We start from the raw sequence: 24,166 nt of genomic DNA, 5'->3' as shown, positions 1-24,166 counted from the left end.
ATCGGCCGCCACGCGTAAGACGCACCCCGTGGCGCGGCGGCCAACTGGCAGAAGTCAACAAGCGCCAGTAGGATACGGGCAGAACTGGGCCAGAGCAATTTCCCAAGACGAGGCAAGGACGATGCGCAACCGGTGGATGGAAAGTCGCGAGGCAGGACTGGTCGGCGGCATGATCGTAGGTGTGCTGTTGGGCGGGGTCCTGACGGCCGCCATCACGGGAGGTGCGCTCGCGCCACAACAGGCCCACGCCGTGGCCACCGATCGCTATGAGAATTTCGCCATCTGCACGGGCCCGATGGACGGCGACATCGAGGGCATCTACTTCCTCGACTTTCTGACCGGCGACCTGCGGGCCGCGGTGATCAGCGTGCAGACCGGCAAGTTCAACAGCTTCTACGAATACAACGTGTTGCAGGACCTCGAGATCGACCTGTCGAAAAACCCGCGGTTCTTGATGGTCACCGGCGGGGCCAACATCCGTCGCGCGGGTGGCCAGCTTCAGCCGGCGGCCTCGATCGTCTACGTGGCCGAATTGACCTCGGGCAAAGTGGCTGCCTACATGGCGCCTTGGGCACGGCAAAGTCAAAACTCGGGCCAGGGCTTCAAGGGCACGCTCGTGAAGCTCGACGTCGGTCAATTTCGCACGGCGGCGATTCGCGGTCAGAACTGATTCAACCGGCCAGGGCCGGCTCGCCTGAGTTGGCCGAACCCAGACCGGGCCGGTTGCGGAGCGCCAGCGGCGTGCAGATTTTCGTCAACGACGAACCCCAGGAATATGACGACGAAACCAGCGTCGCTGCGCTTGTCGAGCGGCTGCAACTGCGCCCGCAATTCGTGGCCGTCGAAGTGAATCTTGAACTGGTGCCCCGCGCGCGGCACGCCGAACGGCAACTGCGGCCGGGCGACCGCGTCGAGATCGTGACTCTGGTGGGTGGAGGTTGAACGAGCGATGAGCGTGCCCGTTACCGCGTCGCGCGAGGCGGCGCCGGGTCCAGAATTGGGCCCCCTGCGGATTGGCCGGCACGCGCTGGCCAGCCGGTTGATCGTCGGCACCGGCAAGTATGCCACGTTCGAATTGATGCGCGAGTGCCTGGACGTGTCCGGAGCGGATTGCATCACCGTGGCCGTGCGCCGCGAACGGCTGGTCGATGCCCAGGGGCGCAACATCCTCGACTTTGTCGATCTGCGGCGCTATACGATTCTGCCGAACACGGCCGGTTGCTTCACCGCGGCCGACGCCGTGCGCGTCGCGCGGCTAGGGCGCGAAATCCTGCAAGGCCTGGAAAACCCCGGCGCCGATTGGGTCAAGCTCGAGGTGCTGGGCGACACGAAGACGCTGCTGCCCGACCCGATCGCCACGCTCGAGGCGACCGAGCAGCTCGTGGCCGACGGCTTCGAGGTGCTGGTCTACACGAGCGACGATCCGATCGTGGCCCGGCGTCTCAAGCAGGCTGGCGCGGCGAGTGTCATGCCGGCCGGCAGCCCCATCGGCTCGGGGCAGGGCGTGCTCAATCCCAACAGCATCCGCATCTGCCTGGAGTACCTCAAGGACGGCGATCCGGACTACCCGGTGATCGTCGATGCGGGAGTGGGCACCGCCAGCGACGTGACGGTCGCCATGGAGTTGGGCGTCGACGGCGTATTGCTCAATACGGGCATCGCGCATGCGGCCGACCCGTTGGCGATGGCCCGGGCGATGCGTCTGGCGGTCGAAAGCGGGCGCCTGGCGTGGCGCGCGGGACGCATTCCCAAGAAGCTCTACGCCACGGCGTCGAGTCCCCAGGAAGGGACGATCGCACCCAGCCGGCCGCGCTGAGCCAGCTCGCAAGCCGAGGACCATCGGCCTGGGAAGTCGTGCGCTGCACGCCGGCATCGCCGAGGCCGGATCGAGCCGTGGCGTCCAGGCCTCTGCGCAGGGAAGTTGGCGAATCGACTGTTGCACCGCGACTACTCCAGCTGCGCCGCGACTACTCCAGCGCCGGCGCGCGGGGGAGGTCGATCCGCGCTTGCAATTGAGCCACGGGTTGGCCCGTCATCCTCAGATACGCGACGGTAAAGGCCAGCCCAAACCACGGCGCCACCACGGCAATTCCGGCGATCGCCAACGGGATCGACGCCAGGATCAGGATCGCGCCGGTAGCCATGAAGACGTTGCCGCCGGTGCCTGACACCGCGGTAGAAGCGACCATCAAACCGACGCCGATGGCCACCGGCACGAACGCGAAAACGTAGACCAGCATCATCACCAGGTACAATCCCAGCAATCGCAGGCGGTTGCCTTGCGTGATTTCGCGTGAGACGCGGAACGAGTCGCGTACGCGCAGGCCGCGATCGATGATCAGGAACAGGTACTGCGAATAGAGCAGCGCGAGGACGATCATCGGCACCACCCACACGATCATGCCGGCGGCCGCGGCCAGAACAGCCATGGGCGAATCGCCAAAGGCCTGATTGACGAACTGCAGTGCCAGGAACGGACCGCCGGTCAGCAGCGCAAACACCACCAGCGCGGGCAACGCGCGCAGGAAATAGGCCGGGCCCGAGAACAGGTCGTTCAGCGAAGCCGGCTGACCGCGAGTCAGCGCAAGGTAAAACACCAACAACCCGGGAAACAACAGGGCCTGGATCACCCAGCCGGCCGCCTGGGCGACGAGATTCATCGAGGCCATGGCCACCGCCGGTCGTAGCGGCAACAGCGACGACAGCAGAACGAAGCCAAACGTGCAAGACATTGTCGCCGCAATGTACAGCACCATCACGGCGAACGTGCCGACGATGCAAACCCACTTGCGGGCCCAGAACAGCCGCCAGCCCGTCGCGAGCACCTCGCCGATGAGAAAGGTGCCACGGCCCAGCGCCGCTTCGCGCGAGACCGTCGTCCCTTCGTAGGACAGTGCCTGCGGCGAGGCATACGGATTCAAATTGGAAGGATCGTCGGTCGCCATCAGATACTATTGGCCCATGGCAGGGTCGAACACCCCGACACCCCCGCCCCCCGCGCCGGCACCTGCGGCGAGCGCCGCGAACATGAACGCGTAGAATCCGCAGCAGATCCCCACGCAGATGAGGAACGGTAGCAGCGGCGCGGCGATCGCTTTCCAGAGCGGAGTTTGGTGTACCAGCATGAGTCCCCACGAGAGGAAAATCAGCAACGGAATGATGGCCAAGTATTGACCGCAGATCGGGATCACGCTCATCATCACCGCGCTGCCCAGGGCGTAGCAAAACACCCGGTAAGTGGCTTCGAACGGCTGTGTCGCGCCGCCCAACAGGCTGAGCATCAAGTGCACCACACCGCTGCCGAGGAACGACAAGATGACCGAGAAGACCGGCACGATCACGATCGCCATGCACACGTAACCCGCCAGCATGCCCAATATCATGCCAACGTCGGCGCCGTTCATCTTGGGCATGCCCGCGAATTTGCCCATGCCGAATAAGCCGAAGCCGACGGCGTTCATCGCAATGCCATAGACGAGGCTGAAAAGCATGGCGATCAAATACGCGACGATGAGGAAATAGAGCGGTCCTCGATATCCCCCTGTGCGGCGCATCTGTCCGAACAAGGTGGCCGTCGAGGTGTACATCTCGCGGACCGTGGCGATGAACGAACCGACCGATGCGCCGTCGCGCTCCCAAGGCGGCCCCATCCCTCCGCCGCCGCGCTGGGGAAGGACGCCGCCGGTCATCGGTGATTGATACGGATTCTCGCCGCCGAGGCCCGGTCCAGGCGGCGGCGGGGGCGGCGGACCGGCGTTGGGTTCGTTGGGCAGATTGCCCAGATCATTGGCCGGCTGGGGAATCGTCAGCGCGGTCCCGCACACGGGGCACTTCACCTGCCGGCCGGCCGTATCGTCGCCGGTACGGAGCAGCTTGTTACAAGACGTGCAGCGAAATTCAATGCTCATCAGGGAGTTGCCTTCTTAAGGGCACAAATCAGCCCGCGCCGCCGCCGAACACCATGCCGACGCAGCCGCAGATACCGCACACCAGAAACGGGGGGAGCGTAGCCAACAACGCCTTGGCCGTCGAGATCTCGTGCATGGCCGATAATCCGCGCACCAAGAACACCAAGAGCCCGATGACCCAAATCAAACGTCCGCAGAACGGCACGAACTGCAGCAGTCCGGCGCTGCCGGCGCCGTAGCAAAACGTGCGATAGGTCGTCTCGAAGGGCTGCGTGGCGCCGCCGACCATTTTCAAACAGAAGTGCAGAATGCCGCTGCCGAGTAAGGCGCTCAACACGGCGGCCAGCGGCGTGAAGACGAGCCCACTGCAGAGCAACCCGCCCAGGCCCATGCCACCGCCGCCGATGGCTTGCCAACGCTCGACGCTCGTTTCGCCCAACGGGCCAAGCAGTGCCTTGGCGCTCACGTCGGCGCTGAACATCAACGACTCGAGTAAGAAAGTCACCGTGAGCGCCAACAGGTTGGTGACGATCAGGTATCCGAGCGGTTTGAGATAGCCGCCGGTGCGCCGCATGCGGGCAAAGTGCTCGCCCATCGCCAGGTAGGCCTCGCGCAGCGTGGCAATGAACGATCCGAGCGAGGCGCCGTCGCGCTCCCAAGGCGGGCCGGTTCGGCTCGCACTCGTTGGCGAGCCGCCGGGAAAGTTGGGAAACACGCCCGGGATGTCGCCCGGGTCAACGCCGCCCCCGCGAGGCGGTGGCGGTGGGGGAAAACCGCCGCCGGCGTCGTCGGCCACGATCGAGATGGCCGGGATCGTCAGCGGAGTCGAACAGGCCGGGCACTTGACCTGCTGCCCTGCGGTGTCGTCCGGAGTTCGCAGCAGTTTGTTGCACGCCGGGCAGCGAAATTCGATGCTCATCGTCCGATCACTTTCTGCCTCACATCCTGCGCCGGACCGTGCGGGTCGCGGGTGAGCATATCAATTTGATCGCCGGCGGTCCAAATTGCGCCGCCAGCCCGCTGTCCGGCCGCGCGTGGCGACGGCCTCATGGGAGCGACCGCGTGCACTTGCTACGCTTGAGCAAATTGGCTGCTGGTGCAGCGCGACGCGCCGAGGATTGGCCTGCATGCTCACATCCCGCGACATCCTGGGACCCGACGGACGCGTCGCGGCGCGGCTGCCCAACTACGAAGTGCGGCCGCAACAGCTCGAAATGGCCGATGCCGTGGCCCGGGCGATCAGCGAGCAACGCCACCTGATTGTCGAGGCGGGCACGGGCGTGGGCAAAAGCTTTGCCTATCTGGTGCCTGCCATCCTGGCCGTCGCGGCCGGCGACGAGGAAACGCGCCGCCCGCGCCGCGCGATCATCTCGACCCACACGATCAGCCTGCAGGAGCAATTGCTGGGCAAGGACCTGCCGTTGTTGCGGGCCGTGATTCCGCTGGAGTTTTCGGCGGTGCTCGTCAAAGGGCGTGGCAACTACATCAGCCTGCGCCGCTGGCGCACGGCCATGGACCGGGCCACTTCGATCTTCTATCACGACGAGCAGCTCGAAGAGCTGCGCGCCTTGGGCGCTTGGGCAAGCCAAACGACCGACGGTTCGCTGTCGGACCTGAGCTTCCGGCCGACGCCGGCCGTGTGGGACGAGGTGTCGAGCGATCACGGCAACTGCCTGGGCCGGCAATGTCCCAGCTACAACGAGTGCCTCTACTATCAAGCCCGGCGCCGGGCGCAGAACGCGCAACTGTTGATCGTCAACCACGCGCTGTTCTTCAGCGACCTGGCCCTGCGCCGCGCGGGCGCGAGCATCCTGCCCGACTACGACGTGGTCGTATTCGACGAGGCCCATACGCTCGAGTCCGTCGCGGCCGATCACCTGGGCGCGAGCACCTCGTCGGGCCAGGTCGAGTACGTGCTCAGCCGTTTGTACAACGACCGTACCGGCCGTGGCCTGCTGGTGCATCACCGTTGGGACAACCTGGTCAAAGATGTGCAGGCCGCGCGCCGCGAGTCGGGCGAGTTCTTCGACGAGGTCCGCGCCTGGCTCGACGAGTCGGCCCCGAAGAATGGCCGCGTGCACGAGCCTGAGGTGGTGACCAACCGGCTCGGGCCGCTGCTCAAGAAGCTGGCCAAGAGCGTGGCCACGGCCGGCGAAAGTCTGGAAGACAAGGAACAGCGCCAAGACATTGTTTCCGCGGCCGATCGGCTCGAAGCCTTGGCGCAGCAGCTCGACGCCTGGTGCCGGCAGCAATTCGAGGGCTGCGTCTATTGGGTCGAGACGACCGCCGCCGGCCGGCCGCGCACGACGCTCGCCGCGGCGCCGGTCGACGTCGGGCCCGCGCTGCGCAGCGAGTTGTTCGGCGCAGGGGCGACGGCCGTGCTCACCAGCGCGACGTTGTCGGCAGGCCGGGAAGGCGGCTTCGAGTTTCTCAAGTCGCGTTTGGGACTGACACAGGTCGATACGCTGGCGCTGGGTAGTCCGTTCGACTATCGCCGGCAGGCCGAATTGGTGCTGTTGGAAGACATGCCCGACCCGGCCGCTCAGCCGCAGGCCTTCGAACAACGGGCCTGGGAGCAGATCCGCCGCTACGTCGCCGAATCCGACGGCCATGCGTTCGTCCTGTTCACCAGCTACGACATGCTGCGCCGCGCGGCGACGGCGCTGGCGCCCTGGCTGGCGCAGCACGACCTGGCGCTCTATTCGCAGGCCGACGGCACGCCGCGCACGCAACTGCTCGAACGGTTCAAGGCCCAGCCGCGCGGGGTGCTCTTGGGTACTGACAGTTTCTGGCAGGGGGTCGACGTGCCGGGCGACGCGCTGCGTTGCGTAATCATCACGCGGCTGCCGTTCAGCGTTCCGGACCGGCCGCTCTTGGAGGCGCGACTCGAAGCGATTCGCGAGGCCGGCGGCGTGCCGTTTCGCGACTATCAATTGCCCGAGGCGGCGCTGAAGCTCAAACAAGGCTTCGGCCGGCTGATCCGCACGGCCACCGACACGGGCCGGGTCGTGATCCTCGACCCGCGGGTGCTGTCGAAGCCCTACGGCCGGACGCTGCTGGCGGCACTGCCCGAGGCACGGCGCCGCATCGAGCGCGTCGGCGCGGGGAATAAGCACTAGCTAAGCAGATCGTCTGTAAGGTGCCTGAAATTCTGTGCTCAGACGGATTTGCTTAATCGGCGCCCGAGCGCTTCGTTGGCGGGAATCGCTTGCACCGCGCGAATTTTTCGCTGTAATGGGCCGCTAAGCGCTACGAAAAATGCCTGCGTCGCGATGCCTGTGCGACATGTTGTTGAGGCGCGGACTTTGGCTCGAGGGCACAGACAGCCGTCGAGCGACAGGGCATCCGGGCTTCGAGCGAAGCGTCGCTTCTCTCTGAAAAATCGTTTGGTGTGTGTGCGTCGTTTCGCGTGCAATCCGCACTGAGGTTTCAAATGGCCAGCGAAGTCAAGCAAGAGGCGGAGAATATTCGTCAAGAGCTCGAGTCGGCGGAAGCAGGACCGGGATACATTACCTTGATCGGGCTGTTCTCGCTCGCCTTGGTGCCTCTTCAGGTGTTGAGCGAGTTGATCCGTGTGATGTCGGCCAATGATCTGGTAAGCCCGCTCATTCTGCGTTGGATCACGATCCCGCTTCTCGGGATACTGTTGTTTGCGTTGTTGCTTCGCTGGTTGCGGATTGGTCGATATGTCGATGTGGTTCGCTGGTTTCGGCGGCATAACGCGGCCCTGGCGTTGCTCGCGTCGTTCCTGTTGATCATCGTGACGGTGCTCTTGTTCACACTGGCGATTCACCTCGACCGTACGGCGTTTTATCATCGCACGGAATGCCTGGGCGATTTTCCTGCCAACATCGATGCGCTCAATAAATTCGTTGCCGGTACGGAGTCCCGGCTCGACGTGCTCATCGATTTTCCCGCGTACGGTATCCTTTCCGATCCGGTCGGGGCGCGCGCCCTGAAGCAGTCTCTGGTCTCGCTGCCCAAGGGGATCGATAAGAAAAATGTGCGCCTGTTGTGCTTTGACCGCGCTACGGCGACGGACGCGATGAAGGCCGGATTCGATAGTGTGAACAAGGCAACCGCTTCGGACGACGAGAACTTTAGACGGGTCAAGGAGTTGCCCGGCTATGGTGAGTATCTAGGCAGTCTGGAGGATCCGCCCGAAACCATCAGCGAGCTAATCGAAAACTTGCAGGAGATCGAGGAACGGTTCGTTGAGACCTATCAAGCGGCCGGCGTCAATGTGCGCAGGCTCGGTAGCCGACGTGCGATGTTTGTTTGGATTCGCGACGGCAAAGAAGCGATGTTTTCTTTTTCGGTCGGCGGGCGAAATTCGCGTGAAGTGGCCTTTCATACCATCGACGGTGCCCTCGTCGGAGCGATCCAGGCGATGTTTGACGATGAGTATGGTTTGGCGGGCGAGCGCGAGTCACAGCGAAAACAAGCGAAACATCGCGACCCTGAATAGCAGGGGGGCGACGCGCTGCGTTGCGTGATCATCTCGCGGCTGCCGTTCAGCGTTCCGGACCGGCCGCTCTGAGAGGCGCGACCCGAAGCGATCCTCGAAGCCATCGACGCGGGCCGGGTCGTGATTCTCGACCCGCGGGTGCTGACGAAACCGTACAGCCGGCCGCTGCTGGCGGTACTGCCCGCGGCGCGGTGCCGCATTGAGCGGGTCGGCGCAGGCAAAGATCGCTTGGCCGGCAGGTCAAGGCAGGCGAAGCAGGTGAATCCTTGATCGATTCGCCCATGCAATCCGACGAAGCAGAGGCTATGCCGAGACGCACTCGATGCCCAAATGGAGTTCGCAGAGGGATCAACCCGTTGCTGCCCAAGGCTAGGGACAGTGCGACGCGATGAGGAGACTCGCGATTCGCCGAGCGACGTCGATCGTCAGTTTGTTTCCGGTGACGTGCCGCGTCACGTAAGTCCCCTCCATGATCAGGCACAACTCCTGTGCCAGCGCGCGAGGGTCGTCCGCTCCCGCTTCGACGGCGAGCGCGTTGAGTATGTCCTCAATCGCCTGTTTGTTCTCAGCGGCCGCAATGTGGGCCGGTTCGTGCGGCAGTGGAAACTCGATCGCGGCGTTCACAAAGATGCAGCCGTGAAATCCTTCGGTCGAGATGATGTGATCAACGACGTCGAGCACTGCATGCAGTTGTCCGATTGCCGTAGGCCCACCTCGCTCGCGAATCATCGTGTGGAAGGTGTCTTGTAGCCAGGCGTTCTGCAGTTCGAGCGCTGCGAGCATCAAGTCATCCTTGCTCTCGAAGTGCTTGTAGAAAGCCGTCTTGCTGATCCCGACATCGGCGATCACCTGGTCGATGCCCACGCTGCGGAAACCGTCGCGGTAAAAGCGACTCACCGCTGATTCGATGAGACGCAGACGAGTAGGGGTGGGCATGGCGTGCAAGCTACCCAGGCAGGGTGTACTTGGAGTCAACCCCTAAGTTTACCAGAAGTGAACTCTTGCTCGTCGCGGGAGGGGCGATAATTCCAGCAGACAACGCCGGGCCAGGTTGAGCCCCGCGAGCTGCATGCATTCGTTCCGATCACACTTGTTTTCAAGGGTCTCCCATGAAGCGGTCGCTCTACCTCGTTTACGGCGTCGCCTGCCACTTGCTCTTTCTCGGGATCTTCGTCTATCTGGCCGGCTTTGTCGGCAATGCGTTGGTGCCCAAGTCGATCGACTCGGCCCCGGCGGGCCCAGTTGGCGCGGCCGTCGTGGTCAACCTGTTGTTGCTGGCGCTGTTTGCCGCGCAGCATTCGATCATGGCCCGGCCCGCGTTCAAAATAATCTGGACCCGAATCGTACCGCAGCCCATCGAACGCAGCACCTACGTCTTGGCTTCCTGTCTGGTGACGATGGTGTTGATGTGGCAGTGGCGAACGATCGACGTCGTCGTCTGGGACGTGCAGACGCCGGTCCTGCGGGCAGCCGCCTGGGTTCTGTTTGCCATCGGCTGGTTGCTGGTACCGGGCGTGACCCTGCTGATCAATCACTTCGACCTCTTCGGCACGCGGCAGGTGTGGCTGCACTGGCGAAGGCAGGACTACACGGCTTTACCGTTTCGCGAGCCGCTGGCTTACAAGCACGTCCGCCATCCGCTCTACGTCGGTTGGGCGATTGCCTTCTGGGCGACGCCCGTCATGACCGCTGGCCATTTGCTCTTCGCGGGAGTGATGACGGTCTATATGGCCCTGGCGGCCGTGGTCGAGGAACGCGACCTGGTGTCGCACTTCAGCCACCAGTACGAGGACTATCGGCGGCGCGTACCCATGTTTGTGCCGCGATTGAAGCCGATTGCCGCGAGCGCGGCCAACAGGATGGCTCCCGGCATTCCCGTGGCGCCGTTAGCCAACCAGGAGTCTTGACATGTCCAGCGGCCGCATCGACTGGAACGTTTTGAAGAACCTGAGCTGGTGGCACTGGGCATTGACCGTGCCGCTGCTCGCCCTGCACCTGGCCGGTTATGCCTGGGCCCTGTTGATCGCAACGAGTCTATGCGCGCTGGTCGGCGGTTACTACTTGATGCTGCTCCAGCAGCTTCGGCCGTATCCCGTCCAGGTCCGACTGGCCTACCTCGTATTACTGGTAGCGGGCGCATTGCCGTGGATGAGTTGGATCTATGGGGTGCAGCTCGTCGGCACGACGGCCATGATCACCGTGGGCTACTGCCCGCTGCTGCGCCTGCTCAGCGTGGCGCCCTGGAACCGGACGGAGCCGCTCGGCCGTGCGTTGTTGTGGCAGGTCTTCTTTCGGGAGCCCTGTGCCGGCGGGCTGGTGCGCGGGTCCGCCACTTCGTCCGCTCCCTTTTCTGCATGTGGTGTGTCGCGAGCGAGCCATTCGCCGATCACGTGCTCGCTTGCCGGCCACTCAACTTCCCACTGGCAAAAAAACGCCAGGCCCTCGTTGATTGAACAACCCGCGATCACCGTGGCGTCTGGCGACACACCGATGCGCCACTTGCAGCCCTGATTCGTGCAGACGGTTGCATCGACGAAGCACTTGCGTGCACAAGACCCGCCCGCTTGTGTCGCGAGGGATAAGTCTTAGGCGGAGTTTCGATGGCTAGGAGAATGTTGTCTTGGACGAACCATTGGCTCGCGGTTGTCGCCGAACACAACACGATCGACCCTTCCATCGGGTTGCACCATCGTTACTTCGAGAAATCGCAGATTCTTGACGGCGAGATTTCCTTGGCAGCCCATTTCTGCTGCAGGCGGCGCAGCTCCTAACCCTGGCGATGGCCCGCCAAGGGGATCGACGGAGGGCCTTTTGCACTTGTCGCCTCCGGAGGATTTCCAGCACGGGTCTCCTTGCCTGGATTCCGGAGCCAATCCGCGATCGGGAATTTGGCAACCGGGTTTTCCTCGTCACCGTGCCCGAGCCGTCGAGCTGGGTGCTTGGGGTCGTTGGCTGCCTGGGCCTTATCGCCTGGCGGCGGCGCGGCGGACGCTTGCGCGGGTGAGTGGGGAGCGGCCCCAAACGCTGAAAACTTGCCGGAAAACGGGCGGGCGAGGCACGCTCGGACCGCTGGTTGACCGTCTCTGGGGGGCGGTCTACAGTGGCGGTTTGGGGTGAACCGGGCGGAGGCTGCCCGTCGCCTGTCGGCGTTGAGTGGGCCGTCGCCGGTCGGCGTCCTGCGGGGCGCCGTGGTGGTTCACTCTTCCCGGAACAGCGTTTGATTGGGCGGCGTCGTTGCGCTGCCCTGGCTGGGTCGTTTGCGTAGCCGCGCCGGCACCGGTTGCCTGCGCCCGCGGAGAGGCCATGCTCGCCAAGCGTGTGATCCCCTGTCTGGACGTCGACCGCGGTCGGGTCGTCAAGGGGACCAATTTCGTTCAGTTGCGCGACGCCGGCGACCCGGTCGAAGTGGCCGCCCGTTACGAGGCCGAGGGGGCCGACGAGCTGGTGTTCTTGGACATCACCGCCAGCCACGAGGGGCGCGACATCATGCTCGACGTCGTTCGCCGCACGGCCGAGGTCTGCTTCATGCCGGTCACCGTGGGCGGGGGCATTCGCGAGCTCGAAGACATCCGCGCCCTGCTCAACGCGGGCTGCGACAAGGTCTCGATCAACTCGGCGGCGTGCCGCAATCCCGACTTTGTCCGGCAGGCCGCCCGGCGATTCGGCAGCCAGTGCATCGTGGTCAATATCGACCCGAAACGCGTGCAGCGCGACGGCCGCGAGCTGTGGGAAGTGCACATCAACGGCGGCCGGATCGGCACCGGACTCGAAGCCGTGGCCTGGGCGCTCGAGGTCGAGCGGCTGGGCGCCGGCGAGATCGTGCTGACCTCGATGGACGCCGACGGGACCAAGAACGGTTACGATCTGGAGATCACCGCCGCGGTGGCCGACGCGGTTTCGGTGCCGGTGGTGGCCAGCGGCGGAGCGGGGCGGCCCGAGCATCTGGCCGACGCGATCGCGATCGGCCATGCCGACGCGGCGCTGGCGGCGAGCATCTTTCATTTCGGTGAATACACGATTGCCCAAACCAAGCAGATCATGCACCAGCGCGGCCTGCCCGTGCGGCTGTGTGCCTGAAGCGTGCGGGCGGCTGAGTGACTCGAGGAAGAGGACAGACGGTCATGTCGCAGACGCCGGGTGGAATTCCGGACCGGTTCATCAACCGCAAGCAAGACCTGGAAGTCGACGTCTTGTTTCGGAGCCTGGTGAAGCTCAAGGGGAGCGACCTGCACCTGAAGGTCGGGCGCCCGCCGATGGTCCGCGTCAACGGTTCGCTGCGCCCGCTGTCGCGGCCGGCAATCGAAGACGAGGAGATGTGCCGGCTGTTGTTCCCGATGCTCAACGACCGGAACCGGGGCATCTTCGAGGAGACGGGCGGGGCCGACTTTGCCTACACGGTCGACGTCGACGGCACTCGCTGGCGGTTCCGTGTGAACATGCTGCAGCAGCTGGGGCACGTCGGGCTCGTGGCCCGGCGCGTGAACAACTGGATTCCCGACTTCGAAGGGTTGTACCTGCCGCCGTCGATGGTCGACCTGTGCAAATTCGACCAGGGGATGGTGCTGCTGGCCGGTGTCACCGGCTCGGGCAAAAGCACCACGATCGCGTCGATGCTCAATTGGATCAACCGCAACTACCGCAAACACATCCTCACGCTCGAAGACCCGATCGAGTTCGTGTTCACCGAGGAAAAGTGCCTGATCAACCAGCGCGAAATCGGCAGCGACGTGAAGGACTTCGAGATCGGCATGAAGCACGCCGTGCGCGAAGACCCCGACGTGATGCTCGTGGGCGAAATGCGCGATAAAGAGACCTTCATGACGGCGATCCACGCCGCCGAGACGGGCCACCTGGTGTTCGGGACGATTCATGCGTCGAGCGCGCCTTCGACGATCGGGCGTATTCTCGACTTGTTTCCCCGCGAGATGCACCCGGCACTGCGCAGCGCGATCGCCTTCAACATGCGGGGCATCGTCGCGCAGAAGCTGCTGCCGTCAATCAAGCCGGGCGTGGGCCGGGTGCCGACCGTCGAGATCATGACGTTTAATCCCACGGTGCGCAAGTTGATTTTGGAGGAGTCGGACGAAAAGCTATCCGACGCGATTCGCATGTGCGCCACCGAGGGCATGCAAGATTTCACCATGAGCCTGACTTCGCTGGTTGACGCCGACTTGATCGACCGGGCGACCGCATTCGAAGTGGCTCCGAATGTCGAAGCGCTGAAGATGGCGCTCAAGGGCATTCGGGTTGCGGCCCCCGGGATTCTCTGATGCCTGTCGACGCCTGGCGATTGTTGTCAAACCGTACCCGGTGGCGCGGCGCAGCGGCAGCGCTCGCGGCGACGCTGTTGTGGGCCCTCGTTCCCGGTCTGGCCGTGGGTCAGGAAGTGCGGCTGACGCTGCCCACGGTGAACGTCGATCCGTTTCCCTACGGACCGGGCTTCTATTTCAGCCTGACCAAGCTGGCGCTGACGTGGGTCACGTTTTTGCTCTGGGTGCGCACGGCCGACTGGATCAACCAGGACGCGCAAACGTTCAAGTTCAAGACGTTTCGCTGGAACTCGCTCACGCTGGGCAGCTTCGCTGCGGGGGCTGTGCTGCTGATCATCATTCCGATCTTCTGGCTGGGGTGGCCGCTGCTGGTGCTGACCTGGCTGGTGCCGATGTTCGTCTACGTCGGCTATCGCAATCCGCGCGTCGAGCCGCAGCAGACGGTGCTCAATGCCGATCATCTGCGGTTCTGGTTCTCCGAGCGGCTGGCTCCCCTGGGGATCAAGATCGACGCCGAGCGCAAGTCGGCCGACCAATTGGGCCCGCCGGTCAAGTTCACGGCGCGCGGCGGCGAGACGAACGTGCACGACAACGCGAACCTGATGGCCGCCAAGGAGTCCCCGGCCTACGAAGTGGCCCGGGCCCTGGTGGCCGACGCCCTGGCGCGGCGCGCCGGTACGATCATGCTGGACTACACGGCACAGGCCGTGGCCGTGCGCTACGAGGTCGACGGCCTGTGGAGCAACGGCGAGGCCCAGGATCGCGAGACGGGCGACGCCGTGCTGACGGTGTACAAGACGATCTCGGCCTTGAACCCGCGCGAGCGCCGGGCGCGCCAACGCGGCAGCTTCGGCGCCGAGTTCGACAATACGAAATACACCTGCCGGATCGTCTCGCAAGGGACCAAGACCGGCGAGCGCGTCGTGATGCAGTTCGACGACGGCAAGACCCACTTCAAAAAGCTGCCCGAACTGGGGATGCGCGACAAGCAAATCGAGCAGCTCGTGGAGTTGCTCGACCAACCCAGTTTCATCGTGTTTTCTTCACCGCCGGGCGGCGGCTTGTCTGCGCTGGTCGGCGCGGCACTGGGAACTTGCGACCGGTACGTCCGCAGTTACATCTCGATCGACGAGGTCAACGCGCCGGAACGTGCCATCGAGAACGTCACCGTCACCACCTACGACGCGGCTGCCGGCGAGAAGCCGCTCGACGTGCTGCCCCGGTTGCTGCGGGCCTATCCCGACGTGATCGTGGTCCGCGACCTGGTGAACGCCGAGACGCTGAACTTGCTGCTGGACCAGCCTGCGGAGCGGCGCACCGTGTTGACGACCGTGCGCGCCCGGGACAGCGTCGAGGCGCTGGCGCGGTTGCTGATGATGCAGCCCGATGTGGCCAAGTTTGCTGAGACCGTTTCGGCCAGCGTCAACGTACGGTTGGTTCGCAAGCTGTGCGAGACCTGCCGCGAAGCCTATGCGCCGCAACCGGCCTTGTTGCAGAAATTGGGGCTGCCCCCGGGCAAGGTCGAGGCCTTGTATCGTCCGCCGCAACAGCCAGAGGAGGTCTGCGCGACCTGCGGCGGCGTGGGCTACATCGGCCGCACTGGGATGTACGAAGTGCTCGTCGTGGGGCCGCAATTGCGGGCCCAGATGGCCGCCGGCGCGAAACTCGACGCCATGCGGCTGGCCGCCCGCAAGGAAGGCCTGCGGACGATCCAGGAAGAAGGCATTTTGTTGGTGGCTCGCGGCGTGACCTCGCTGCAAGAGCTGCAGCGCGTCTTGAAGGAATAACGGCACCCCCTCCGGCGATAACCCGCGGAACCTACTGTCATGGCGCTGACCATCATCTTCGCGGTCGTGATCCTGGCCGTCGTGGCTTCGAGCCTGAACGAAGGCGTGTGGGGCAATTTTCTCACGCTCTGCAACGTCGTGTTCGCGGCGCTGCTCGCCGTGAACTTTTGGGAACCGGTCGGCAAGATGCTGGCTGAAAACATGAAAGTGCTGCGCTACGCGGCCGATTTCATCGCGCTGTGGCTCGTGTTTGGCGTGTCGATGTTCGTGTTGCGCGCCGCGACCGATGCCTTGTCGCGGGTGAAGCTCAAATTTCCCCCGCCGATCGACAAGGGGCTCGGCGTCGCCACGAGCCTGGTGACGGCCTGGGTCATGGTTTGCTTCTTGGCGATGACGCTGCACACGGCGCCCTTGCCGCGGCGCTTTCTCTGGGACTCGTTCGTCGCAGAGCAGCCGTTGTTCCTGCAGTTCTGGCCGGACCGACTGATGTTGGGATTCTCCCAACGTATGTCGCGCACGGTGTTCTCCCCCCTCACCGCCGAAGGCGAAGACGACTGCTTCGACCCGCGCGCCGAGTACATGATCAAATACGCCTCGCAGCGCCAGGAATACGAGTTCAAGTCGGGCTTTGGGGGCACCTAGAGCTCGACGTCGCGCCCTGGTGCGTTACGAGCCTACAGGCTCGGAGGCGGGCTATTCGATTCCCAGCCGCCGCAGCTTGCTGAATAGCGTGCTGCGCGGAATGCCCAGCCGCTTGGCGGCCTGCGATTTGTTGCCTCCGCAGGCGGCCAACGCGGCCTCAATGCGCTGCCGTTCGTGCGTGGCCACCTCGTCGGAGAGCGAATCGTGGCCGGCCTGATCCGCGTCGAAACGTGGCTGCGACCCGGCCGCCAAGCGGCCCACCCCGGCAGGCACGGCCCGTAGGCGCGATCGCCGCGACGGCGTTTCGATTCCGCGCACCTCGGAAGGCAGGTCTTCGAGCCGGATCGCATCGCCATCGGCGAGGACGACGGACCGCTCGATGGCGTTCTCGAGCTGGCGGATATTGCCCGGCCAATCGTAGGCCAACAGCGCCTCGAACGCGTCGTCCTCGATGCGCACAACGAGCTTGCCTGCCTGGGGGGCGTAGTTGCGCAGAAAGTGCAGCGCCAGCTCGAAGATATCCTCGCGGCGCTCGCGCAGCGGGGGGCACACGAGGCTGATGACGTTCAGGCGGTAGAACAAGTCCTCGCGGAATAGTCCGCGGCGGATGAGCTGTTCGAGCGGCCGGTGCGTGGCGGCGATCAATCGCACGTCGGCCGCGAGGCTCTGCGTACCGCCCACGCGCTCGAACGTGCGCTGTTGCAGCACGCGCAGCAACTTGGTCTGGGTCTCGAGATTGATGTCGCCGATTTCGTCGAGGAACAAAGTACCCCCGCTGGCCAGCTCGAAACGCCCCACCTTGTCGCGGTCGGCGCCGGTAAAAGCGCCCTTCACGTGGCCGAAGAGCTCGCTTTCGAGCACGCCGGCATTGAAGGCTGCGCAATGCACCGCGACAAACGGGCTCGCCGCTCGAGGGCTGTTCTGATGAATGGCCTGCGCCAGCAGCTCCTTGCCAGTGCCGCTCTCGCCGCGGATCAGCACCGAGGATTGTGTCCGGGCAATCTTGGCGACTTGCGCGAGCATCTGTTGCACCGCGGGACCAGTGCCGCGGATGTCGTGCTGCAGCGTCTCGCTCGCGGCGGGCAACTCGGCGGCCGCGGCGGCTTCGGGCGTGGCGGGCGGGCGATTACCCAGCAGCTCGCCCTGCAGCGTGCGAATCCAGCGCTGCTGCTCGGCGATCTTTTCGATCTTGTCGGCGAGTCGCTCTTGCAGCGATTCGATCGTCTGGCGACCCTGCGCGCTGTGCAGCGCCAAGGCCGTCGTGCGCGCCAAGGCCAGCAGGAAATTGGCGTCTTCGTCGGTATAGGCGGCCTCGTCGTCCTTGGGGCCCAGCAGCGCGATCCCCAGGATCTGGTCGTCGAACTCGAGGGCAAAGGCCACGCTGGTGCCCGCTTGCAACAGCGGCCGTTGCCAGGTTGCCGCGAGCGGCGGCCGCAGCTTGAGCACCCCCTCGCCGCGCAGGGCCGCGGGTAGGGGGCCGTCGCCGTCCAGATCGAGCGTCTCCCAGCCGGCGCCCGCGGCGCTGGCGAGTTCGAAGCGGCCGCCGGGCTCGCGCCGCAACAGCACGGCGCCGCGTTTGGCGCCGACGGCATCGAGGGCCGAGTACAACATCTGGCGCGCGAGGTCGGCCGGTTCGACCAGTTGTTCGACGGCGGCGCTGAGCCGCTGCATCGCGCGATCGAGTTGGATCTTTTGACGCGAGAAACGGCGGTCGACGGCCTGCTGAAAGCGATCACGCACCAGGCCCAGCAAGACGACCACCGCCATCGCGGTGAGGCCAGCGGCCAGGGCGTTTTCCCAGCGGAAGAAATATTGGCCCACCAGCGTCGTGATCATGCCGACCATCAGGCAGAACAGGGCCGTCACGCCGAAGCTGATGGCCACGTAGACCATCCCCCGGTTGAGCATCTTGGCCAGCGGCATGAGCTTGTAGCGTGAGATGCTGATCGCGTGCGAGACGATGAACAACAGGCTGATCGCAAAGGTCATCCAGCGCGACACGGGGCCGTAAGCGAACGCCGCGCGGTCGGCATTCGCCAGGTAGATCAAGCTGCCGACCGGTATGCTCGCGACCAGCAACGCGCCAACCAACAGCCGCGCCTCGGCGCGCTCGGCGGCCGACTGGCTGCGAATGAACGTATAGACGACGAGCCCCTGGCTGATGACGAACATCACGACCGAAGCGGCCAGATAGCTGTAGATCAACAGCGTCAGCCGATCGAGCTGCCCGATCAGGTCGGCCGTCGCCGCTTGCGCCGCGAACGACTGGCTGATCTGGTACATCGTCACAATCATCAGCGCCGACCAGACGACGGGCAGCGCATAGAGCACCACGAGCATCTGCGGGCGCCAGCGCTGAAAAAGCGGCCAGGCGTGCGGAAAGAGAAAGTAGAAATGCAACGTCAGGGGCGCAAGCAGCAGCGCCGCCACGACGAAGGGCCAACTCAGCAATCGATTGCCGACGAGACTGGGCCAGTGAAAGGCGCCCAAGAACGTGATCGCATGCACGCCACACAGGGCAAAGAACAGCGACGTCGCACGGTCGGCGGGCCGGCTGAAGGTTACGAGCGCCCCGATGGCCAGGATCACCAGCACCAACTGGAACCACACGAAGGACCGCAGCAATTGGGTCGTTGAGACCGGCTGCAACTTCAGCCAGCAGACGATCCGTTGCGCCCCGGACTGGCCCTTGCGCTCGACGGGGCGCAAGAACTCGGCCTGCGCCCAACGCTGCCCTGCGATTTCGACGAGCGGGGGCAAGTCGCCGCGCAATTGCCATTGGCCGCCCAGGTCTTCGGCAGCCGTGGTCGTCTGGCGGGCAGGCGAATAAAGCTCCTGCTTGTTGCGGAGCACCGGTCCCGGCGGCAGGGCGTAGGGTGGGTCAATCTCGGCCGCGCGATGCTTGAAGTGCATGAAGGTGGGCACCGGCTCGCCAGCCAGGCGGACGAGGTAGTCGCCCGGTACGGGACGCGGCCCGACGATTTCGGCCTCGGCATCCACCAACCCTACCTGCGGCCCAGACTCTTTGATGCCCGGCGGTGGGACATCGGCGAACAGGCATTGGACGCCCAACTCCAGATGGTCCCAAACCGTCCATAGAACGGCGCTCGAATAGAGGAGCCCGGCGATGCCGATCGTAACCAGGATGTATCGACGAACGGCCAAACGGTCCATGGGCTCAAGCAGTTAGTTGCAGTACGAGGTTGGGCGCCGAGCGCCGATTCAATCGCCAGCGCCGAAAAATCGGCACCCAAATCGGCGCCCACATTAATACCTGGAATCGTCGGCGCCGCAACTGTCCAAGGCGCCGACCTGTCGTTCCACAAAGGCCTTGATCCATCGTAAGCGTTTGAAATGCATTGAGTTCTGAAATTTCAAGACGAGCGGATCGAACAGCCACGGCTGTGAAAAATCTGCGAAATACGAGCGAACCAAGGTTTCGGTATGCAACGTGCCATTGTTGCGGTCGCCTGAGGCGAGCCTATGGCTTGTCTCAGGCCCTGTCTTTGGACCCAGCCTGTCCACAGACGGAGGCGCGGTGGTTAGCACGCGTTCTTTCCCGTTGGACCGATCAGGCCGACCCACGCCTTTCGTCCACCGCGTGCCGTGACTGCTGGCGTCGCCGTCTGTGGACGCTTTTTTGCGCTCTGCTCGAATCCTGGTCCTCTCTTGGATGCGTTATTATCCGGTCGCTTGACCGCAAGGGGCCATGCTGAGTAGGGTCGAGTGCAACTGTTAGCCAGGGCGGGCACGGCTGCGGGTTTTGTGGGTACCTTGTCGCGCAACCTTTTCTGCGACAGAGAGTTAGTTCGTGGCGATTAGTGATCCATCGTCGCGGCTGGGCGCCGAGCAGGAGCTGGGGGAATATCGCTCGGTCAGCCGGCTGGCGATTGGCTCCCTGGGTGTGGCGGCGTTTTCGCCCTTGGCCTGGCTTCATCCCTTGCTCTGGCCGGTGGCTTGGGTCACGGTTGGCCTCGCCGCGCTGACTCTCGTTCGACTTCGAACCAGGCCCGAGCTCATCGGACGCGGCCTGGCCCAAGGGGCCATGGTGATCGGCTTGTTCTCGGCGGCGGGTGCTCCTGCCCGGATGCTGGCTTACCAACATCTGCTGACGGTCGAGAGTGAGCAATTCGTCCAGGGGTGGGTAAAGCTCCTTCAGGACGGCCAGCCGCAAATGGCTCATCAGTTGAAGATGTTCCCTTCGGCGCGCCAGACGGCCAACGTGAACCTGTGGAATTGGTACCGCAAGGAGCCTGAGAAAAGCGCCGACCTGCGCCAGTACGTCAACCAGCCCGTGCAGCGCAGCTTGTTGGGATTGGGCCGCCAGGCGCAGGTGCGGCGCTACGACACACTCTCGGTCGAGCAGGTGGGTAACGAGGACCTGGTGTGCGATCGCTGGGTCGTGACGTTCGAAGACCCGGGAGCAGGACGGCGCTCATATTTCTTCGTGACGGTCACCTCGCGCCGTTACGACCCCAAATCGGGCATCGGGCGCTGGAAATTGGACACGGTCGTGCCGGTCAGCGGCCTGGAAATGCAGGGGCTCGAGTCGATCGAGGCTGCGCCGCCGACCGAGTAATGCGCGAAATCGAAGACCGCGCGGAACTATGCGGCGCGATGAGTTTGCACGCTTGCCGTACTGCGCGCCTGGGGATCTGCATCGGCGCGATCGAACGCGCGTGGATAGCGTCGCGAACGCCAGAGCCAACGTGCATAGGCCCGCAGGTGCAGCACGCTGTCCATCGAGAACCAGCGTTTGCTGGCGCGTTGCTCGAAGTGATAGACGTACGTCCGGCCGAAATAGGCGACGCGCCAGCCCGACTGCCAGGCCCGGGCGCAGTAGTCCACGTCTTCGAAGTACTTCCAATAGTGCTCGTCGAGCGGCCCAAGCTGGCGGTGGCAGGCGCGTCGCACGCACAACAGGCAGCCGGAGAGCCAATCGCAATCGAACGTCTCGGTGGGGCGGCGCTCCTGGTAGAGATGATCGGCCGCGGCGCGGGCCAGACGTCCCCCGACGCCCAACCGGCGGGCCGCGATCGCGCGCCAGGTGGGAAACCGCCGGGCGGGAAAGGCAAAGGCGCCGTCGAGATGATGCAGCCGGCAACCGACGATGCCGACCGACGGCTCGGCATCGAGGTATTGCACCAATTGGGTGAGCGACTGCTCGGCCGGCTCGAAGCGCATGTCGGTATTCAACAGCAGTACGTGCCGCGCGGTCGACGCGCCCAGAATGCGGTTCAGATTGGCCGCATATCCCAGGCGCGACGCGTTGGTGAGCACTTGCGTCTCGGGCACGATGCGGCGCCAGGCGTCGACGCCCGAGCCGGAGGCGTTGTCGACCAGCAATAGCCGCATGCGCAGCCCGGGGCCCGATACGGCGAGCGATTCGAGCAGCGGGCCGATCCACGCCTGCTCGTGCGTGTAGATCACGCCCAAGTCGAGATCGGGCGAGTCTTCGGCATTCGTGGCATCGGTAATCATGTGCGGATCGTCAAGAGGCGCATGCGGCCAGGTGTCTCAATCGCGCCGGCGGCGGTACGGAGCGAGCACGCCGTGCAGGATCGCGCGATGCAGTTCGCCGTGGCTCGCGCGACGCCGGGCCTGGATCGATCGCCGCTGGCGCCAAACGCGCGGCAGACCGCGCAGCGCATGCCACTTGGCGCGCAGGATCGTACGGCCTTGGCCGCGGGCAGCGAACCAACCGATGCTGACCAGTTGCAGCAGCAGGTGCTGGGGCAGGTAGCCCAGCAGCAGCGCCACGGGCAGGCATTTCCACCAGGTCCAGACCAGGTTGCGATGGGCATGGTAAACGGTGAAATTGCTGGTGCGGCCTCGCGAGGCCGAGCCGACGTGCCGCACGACGGCGCACGGCACGAGCCGGGCGTGATAGCCGGCCAACCGCAGGCGCAATCCCAGGTCGACATCCTCGAAATAGCAGAAGTAGTCCTCGTCGAAGGCGCCGACCTCGTCGAGCGCGGCGCGGCGATACAGCGCGGCCGCAGCGCAGGCGGCAAACACCTCGCCTGCGGCGAGCGACGTCTGGGCGCGGTCTTCGCCGCAGCGCAGGCGAAAGGCGAAACCGCTGGCGTGATATGCGTCGCCCGCGCCATCGAGACGCTCGGGCCGATCGTCGCGCAACATCAAGCTGGCCAGCGCCGCGCAGCGCTCGCCGGAGACCGCGGCCGCGGCGAGCAATTGTTCGAGCCAGTCGGGCTCGGGAAACGCGTCGGCGTTCAACAGGGCGATCCAGTCGGCGTCGGGACAGAGCGCCAGGGCCCTGTTGTTGGCTACGGCGAACCCCAGGTTGTGGTCCGACCGGATGACTTCGACCCACGGCCACCGGGCCTGCGCCTCGCGGGAGGCGCCGTCGCCGCTGCCGTTATCGAACAGCAACACGCGATCGGGCCGGCGCGTCTGGCCGGCCACCGCCGCAAGGCACCGCAACAAATGGGGACCGGAGTTGTAGTGCACGACGATCAGCGCCACGGTCGTGCGCACCGCGTGAGGGCTGGTTGCGGTCGACGCCATGGCGAAATGCGGTCCGCTGCGCGCTGCAAGCACTTCGGGCGGCGTGGGCGCGATGCGGTTCATCAACGCGAGCTCGCCTGGGAGTTGTTGGGCGTGGCCGCAGGCGCGGCACCGCCGAGGCGCGCGAGCGCGGGGTGCAGCGCCGACAGCATCCACTCGACGATCCGTTCGGCCGCGTGCCCGTCGCCATAGGGATTGACGTGCGACGCGCTGACCAGTCGAGGGATGCGCAGTCGTTCGCTGCAGCGCCGCACGATGGCTTCTGGCGCCGTGCCGACCAACTCGTTCGCGCCGCACTCGACTGCCTCGGGTCGCTCGGTCACTTCGCGCAGCACCAGGCAGGGCACGCCCAGCGAGGGCGCTTCTTCCTGGATCCCGCCGGAGTCGGTCAGGATCAACTCGGCCCTGCGCATCAGCTCGACAAAGTCGCCGTAGCCCAAGGGAGGCAGCAGCCACACGTTGGGCAGTCGTTCCAATGCGCCGGCGGCAGCGACGACGTGTGGATTCGGGTGCACGGGCCAGATGAAGACGACATCGGGCTGCCGTTTGGCGAGCACACGAATTGCCCGAACGATGCCGGCCAACGTGCGGCCGAAGCTTTCGCGGCGGTGGCAGGTGACGAGCACCAGCCGCCGCGAGCCTAGCTCGGAGATCCAAGGAGGCCGCTCGCGGCGATCCCGCGCGGCGCTGGCCAGCGACCATTGCAGGGCGTCGATCGCCGTGTTGCCGGTGACGCGTATCTGCGCGGGGGCGATGCCCTCGTCGATCAGCCGCGCGGCGGCGGCCGGTGTGGCCGCGCAGTGCAGCGTCGCGGCCAAGGTCGTCACGCGGCGATTGAACTCTTCGGGCCAGGGGGCCTGCAAGTTGCCCGTGCGCAACCCAGCCTCGACGTGAACCAACGGGCAGCGCCGCGAGCAGGCCACCAGCGCCGTGGCCAGCACCGTGTTCGTGTCGCCCACGGCCACCAGGCAGTCGGGCCGCAGCCGCGCGGCGAGCCGGTCGAGCCGTGCGACGAGCCGCGCGGTGAGTTGAGCCAGCGACTGGCGCGGGCGCATGGCCGCGAGGTCGAACTGGGCCGGGCAAGCGAAATGCGCGAGCACGTCGGCGACCAGCTCGCCGTGCTGGCCCGTCGTGCAGAGCGCGGCGTCGATCGCGCTTCCCGCGGCGCGGCAAGCCAACGCGACGGGGGCCATCTTGACCGCCTCGGCGCGCGTGCCAACGACCAACAACGGGCGCAAACGCATGATGCATCCCTGCCGGCGCGCCGGGTAGATCGATGGCCGGCCACTTCGTGTGGCAGGGCGAGGCTGCCGATCGGCACGCTGGCAGCTTTCTACCGGGCCGGCTTGCCGACGGTCAACCTCGGCCCGGCGGCCTCACCGGGCCGCTGGCCGACGGCACGAACGAGCCTGCTCGCTACTGGCAATGCTGGCGCGTTTACCGGGGCATAACCGCGCGGAAAACGAGCGCGGGCAGTGAATGCTCTGGTCGCAGCCGCGCGGTTTCGTTAAATGGGCCATCCCGTTGCGGCCGATCACTCCGCCTGCGCCGCGGGCGGGAATG

Annotated in this window: 20 protein-coding genes; 12 read left to right on the top strand and 8 right to left on the bottom strand. The window is 65.1% G+C overall.

The window, feature by feature from the left end; all coding sequences use genetic code 11:
- The first annotated feature begins 121 nt into the window (after positions 1–121).
- From K1X74_00335 to K1X74_00325, 3 genes are all read left to right on the top strand, one after another.
- Positions 122–670: a hypothetical protein gene (locus tag K1X74_00335; protein MBX7164766.1), complete on the top strand. Its 549-nt coding sequence runs from the start codon at positions 122–124 to the stop codon at positions 668–670.
- A 71-nt stretch (positions 671–741) separates the two neighbouring features.
- Complete coding sequence (thiS, locus tag K1X74_00330; GenBank protein ID MBX7164765.1) at positions 742–942, top strand: sulfur carrier protein ThiS; 201 nt, start codon at positions 742–744, stop codon at positions 940–942.
- Between the two features lie 7 nt (positions 943–949).
- A complete protein-coding gene (locus K1X74_00325) occupies positions 950–1,816 on the top strand; it encodes a thiazole synthase (GenBank protein ID MBX7164764.1) in 867 nt (288 codons plus the stop codon).
- Between the two features lie 151 nt (positions 1,817–1,967).
- Here the strand turns inward: K1X74_00325 and K1X74_00320 are convergent, their stop codons facing one another.
- The 3 genes from K1X74_00320 to K1X74_00310 are packed head-to-tail and all read right to left on the bottom strand — an operon-like array spanning position 1,968 to position 4,827.
- Entirely contained in the window at positions 1,968–2,945 is a 978-nt protein-coding gene (locus tag K1X74_00320; GenBank protein ID MBX7164763.1) for a hypothetical protein, read from the bottom strand.
- 6 nt (positions 2,946–2,951) lie between these two features.
- Positions 2,952–3,908: a hypothetical protein gene (locus K1X74_00315; GenBank protein ID MBX7164762.1), complete on the bottom strand. Its 957-nt coding sequence runs from the start codon at positions 3,906–3,908 to the stop codon at positions 2,952–2,954.
- A gap of 28 nt (positions 3,909–3,936) precedes the next feature.
- A complete protein-coding gene (locus K1X74_00310) occupies positions 3,937–4,827 on the bottom strand; it encodes a YIP1 family protein (protein ID MBX7164761.1) in 891 nt (296 codons plus the stop codon).
- Between the two features lie 208 nt (positions 4,828–5,035).
- On the opposite strand from K1X74_00310, the gene K1X74_00305 reads away from it, so the two are divergent.
- A complete protein-coding gene (locus tag K1X74_00305; GenBank protein ID MBX7164760.1) occupies positions 5,036–7,027 on the top strand; it encodes a DEAD/DEAH box helicase in 1,992 nt (663 codons plus the stop codon).
- Positions 7,028–7,341: 314 nt separating this feature from the next.
- Positions 7,342–8,376 (top strand): hypothetical protein, encoded by a 1,035-nt coding sequence (locus K1X74_00300; GenBank protein MBX7164759.1) that lies wholly within the window; start codon positions 7,342–7,344, stop codon positions 8,374–8,376.
- A gap of 369 nt (positions 8,377–8,745) precedes the next feature.
- On the opposite strand, the gene K1X74_00295 is transcribed toward K1X74_00300, so the two are convergent.
- The gene (locus tag K1X74_00295) at positions 8,746–9,273 is read right to left on the bottom strand and encodes a TetR/AcrR family transcriptional regulator (GenBank protein ID MBX7164758.1); all 528 of its coding nucleotides are present in this window, start codon (positions 9,271–9,273) and stop codon (positions 8,746–8,748) included.
- Positions 9,274–9,485: 212 nt separating this feature from the next.
- Here K1X74_00295 and K1X74_00290 point away from each other — a divergent pair, with 212 nt between their 5' ends.
- The 6 genes from K1X74_00290 (at position 9,486) to K1X74_00265 (ending at position 16,075) form a co-directional block, all read left to right on the top strand.
- Positions 9,486–10,283: an isoprenylcysteine carboxylmethyltransferase family protein gene (locus K1X74_00290; GenBank protein ID MBX7164757.1), complete on the top strand. Its 798-nt coding sequence runs from the start codon at positions 9,486–9,488 to the stop codon at positions 10,281–10,283.
- Position 10,284: 1 nt separating this feature from the next.
- The gene (locus K1X74_00285) at positions 10,285–10,887 is read left to right on the top strand and encodes a hypothetical protein (GenBank protein MBX7164756.1); all 603 of its coding nucleotides are present in this window, start codon (positions 10,285–10,287) and stop codon (positions 10,885–10,887) included.
- 792 nt (positions 10,888–11,679) lie between these two features.
- Entirely contained in the window at positions 11,680–12,453 is a 774-nt protein-coding gene (gene hisF, locus K1X74_00280; protein MBX7164755.1) for an imidazole glycerol phosphate synthase subunit HisF, read from the top strand.
- Between the two features lie 44 nt (positions 12,454–12,497).
- Positions 12,498–13,646 (top strand): PilT/PilU family type 4a pilus ATPase, encoded by a 1,149-nt coding sequence (locus K1X74_00275; GenBank protein ID MBX7164754.1) that lies wholly within the window; start codon positions 12,498–12,500, stop codon positions 13,644–13,646.
- A complete protein-coding gene (gene tadA / locus K1X74_00270) occupies positions 13,646–15,433 on the top strand; it encodes a Flp pilus assembly complex ATPase component TadA (GenBank protein MBX7164753.1) in 1,788 nt (595 codons plus the stop codon). Before K1X74_00275 ends, tadA begins: the two co-directional genes overlap by 1 nt.
- A gap of 39 nt (positions 15,434–15,472) precedes the next feature.
- The gene (locus K1X74_00265) at positions 15,473–16,075 is read left to right on the top strand and encodes a CvpA family protein (GenBank protein MBX7164752.1); all 603 of its coding nucleotides are present in this window, start codon (positions 15,473–15,475) and stop codon (positions 16,073–16,075) included.
- Between the two features lie 51 nt (positions 16,076–16,126).
- Here the strand turns inward: K1X74_00265 and K1X74_00260 are convergent, their stop codons facing one another.
- Positions 16,127–19,249 carry a sigma 54-interacting transcriptional regulator gene (locus K1X74_00260; GenBank protein ID MBX7164751.1) on the bottom strand — a complete coding sequence of 1,041 codons (3,123 nt, stop codon included), beginning with the start codon at positions 19,247–19,249 and terminating at the stop codon, positions 16,127–16,129.
- A gap of 637 nt (positions 19,250–19,886) precedes the next feature.
- Between K1X74_00260 and K1X74_00255 the strand changes: the two genes are divergently transcribed.
- The gene (locus tag K1X74_00255) at positions 19,887–20,654 is read left to right on the top strand and encodes a hypothetical protein (GenBank protein MBX7164750.1); all 768 of its coding nucleotides are present in this window, start codon (positions 19,887–19,889) and stop codon (positions 20,652–20,654) included.
- A gap of 26 nt (positions 20,655–20,680) precedes the next feature.
- On the opposite strand, the gene K1X74_00250 is transcribed toward K1X74_00255, so the two are convergent.
- From K1X74_00250 to wecB, 3 genes are read right to left on the bottom strand one after another with little or no spacing between them, the layout of a single operon-like run.
- Complete coding sequence (locus tag K1X74_00250; GenBank protein ID MBX7164749.1) at positions 20,681–21,556, bottom strand: glycosyltransferase; 876 nt, start codon at positions 21,554–21,556, stop codon at positions 20,681–20,683.
- Positions 21,557–21,592: 36 nt separating this feature from the next.
- On the bottom strand, positions 21,593–22,666 hold the full coding sequence (locus K1X74_00245) for a glycosyltransferase family 2 protein (GenBank protein MBX7164748.1): 1,074 nt from the start codon (positions 22,664–22,666) through the stop codon (positions 21,593–21,595).
- Positions 22,666–23,847 carry a UDP-N-acetylglucosamine 2-epimerase (non-hydrolyzing) gene (gene wecB / locus K1X74_00240; GenBank protein ID MBX7164747.1) on the bottom strand — a complete coding sequence of 394 codons (1,182 nt, stop codon included), beginning with the start codon at positions 23,845–23,847 and terminating at the stop codon, positions 22,666–22,668. Before wecB ends, K1X74_00245 begins: the two co-directional genes overlap by 1 nt.
- Positions 23,848–24,166: the final 319 nt, after the last annotated feature.

The organism is Pirellulales bacterium (assembly GCA_019694435.1).
In the GTDB taxonomy this organism is placed as follows: Bacteria; Planctomycetota; Planctomycetia; order Pirellulales; family JAEUIK01; genus JAIBBZ01.
This window is presented reverse-complemented; position numbering and strand designations above follow the sequence as displayed.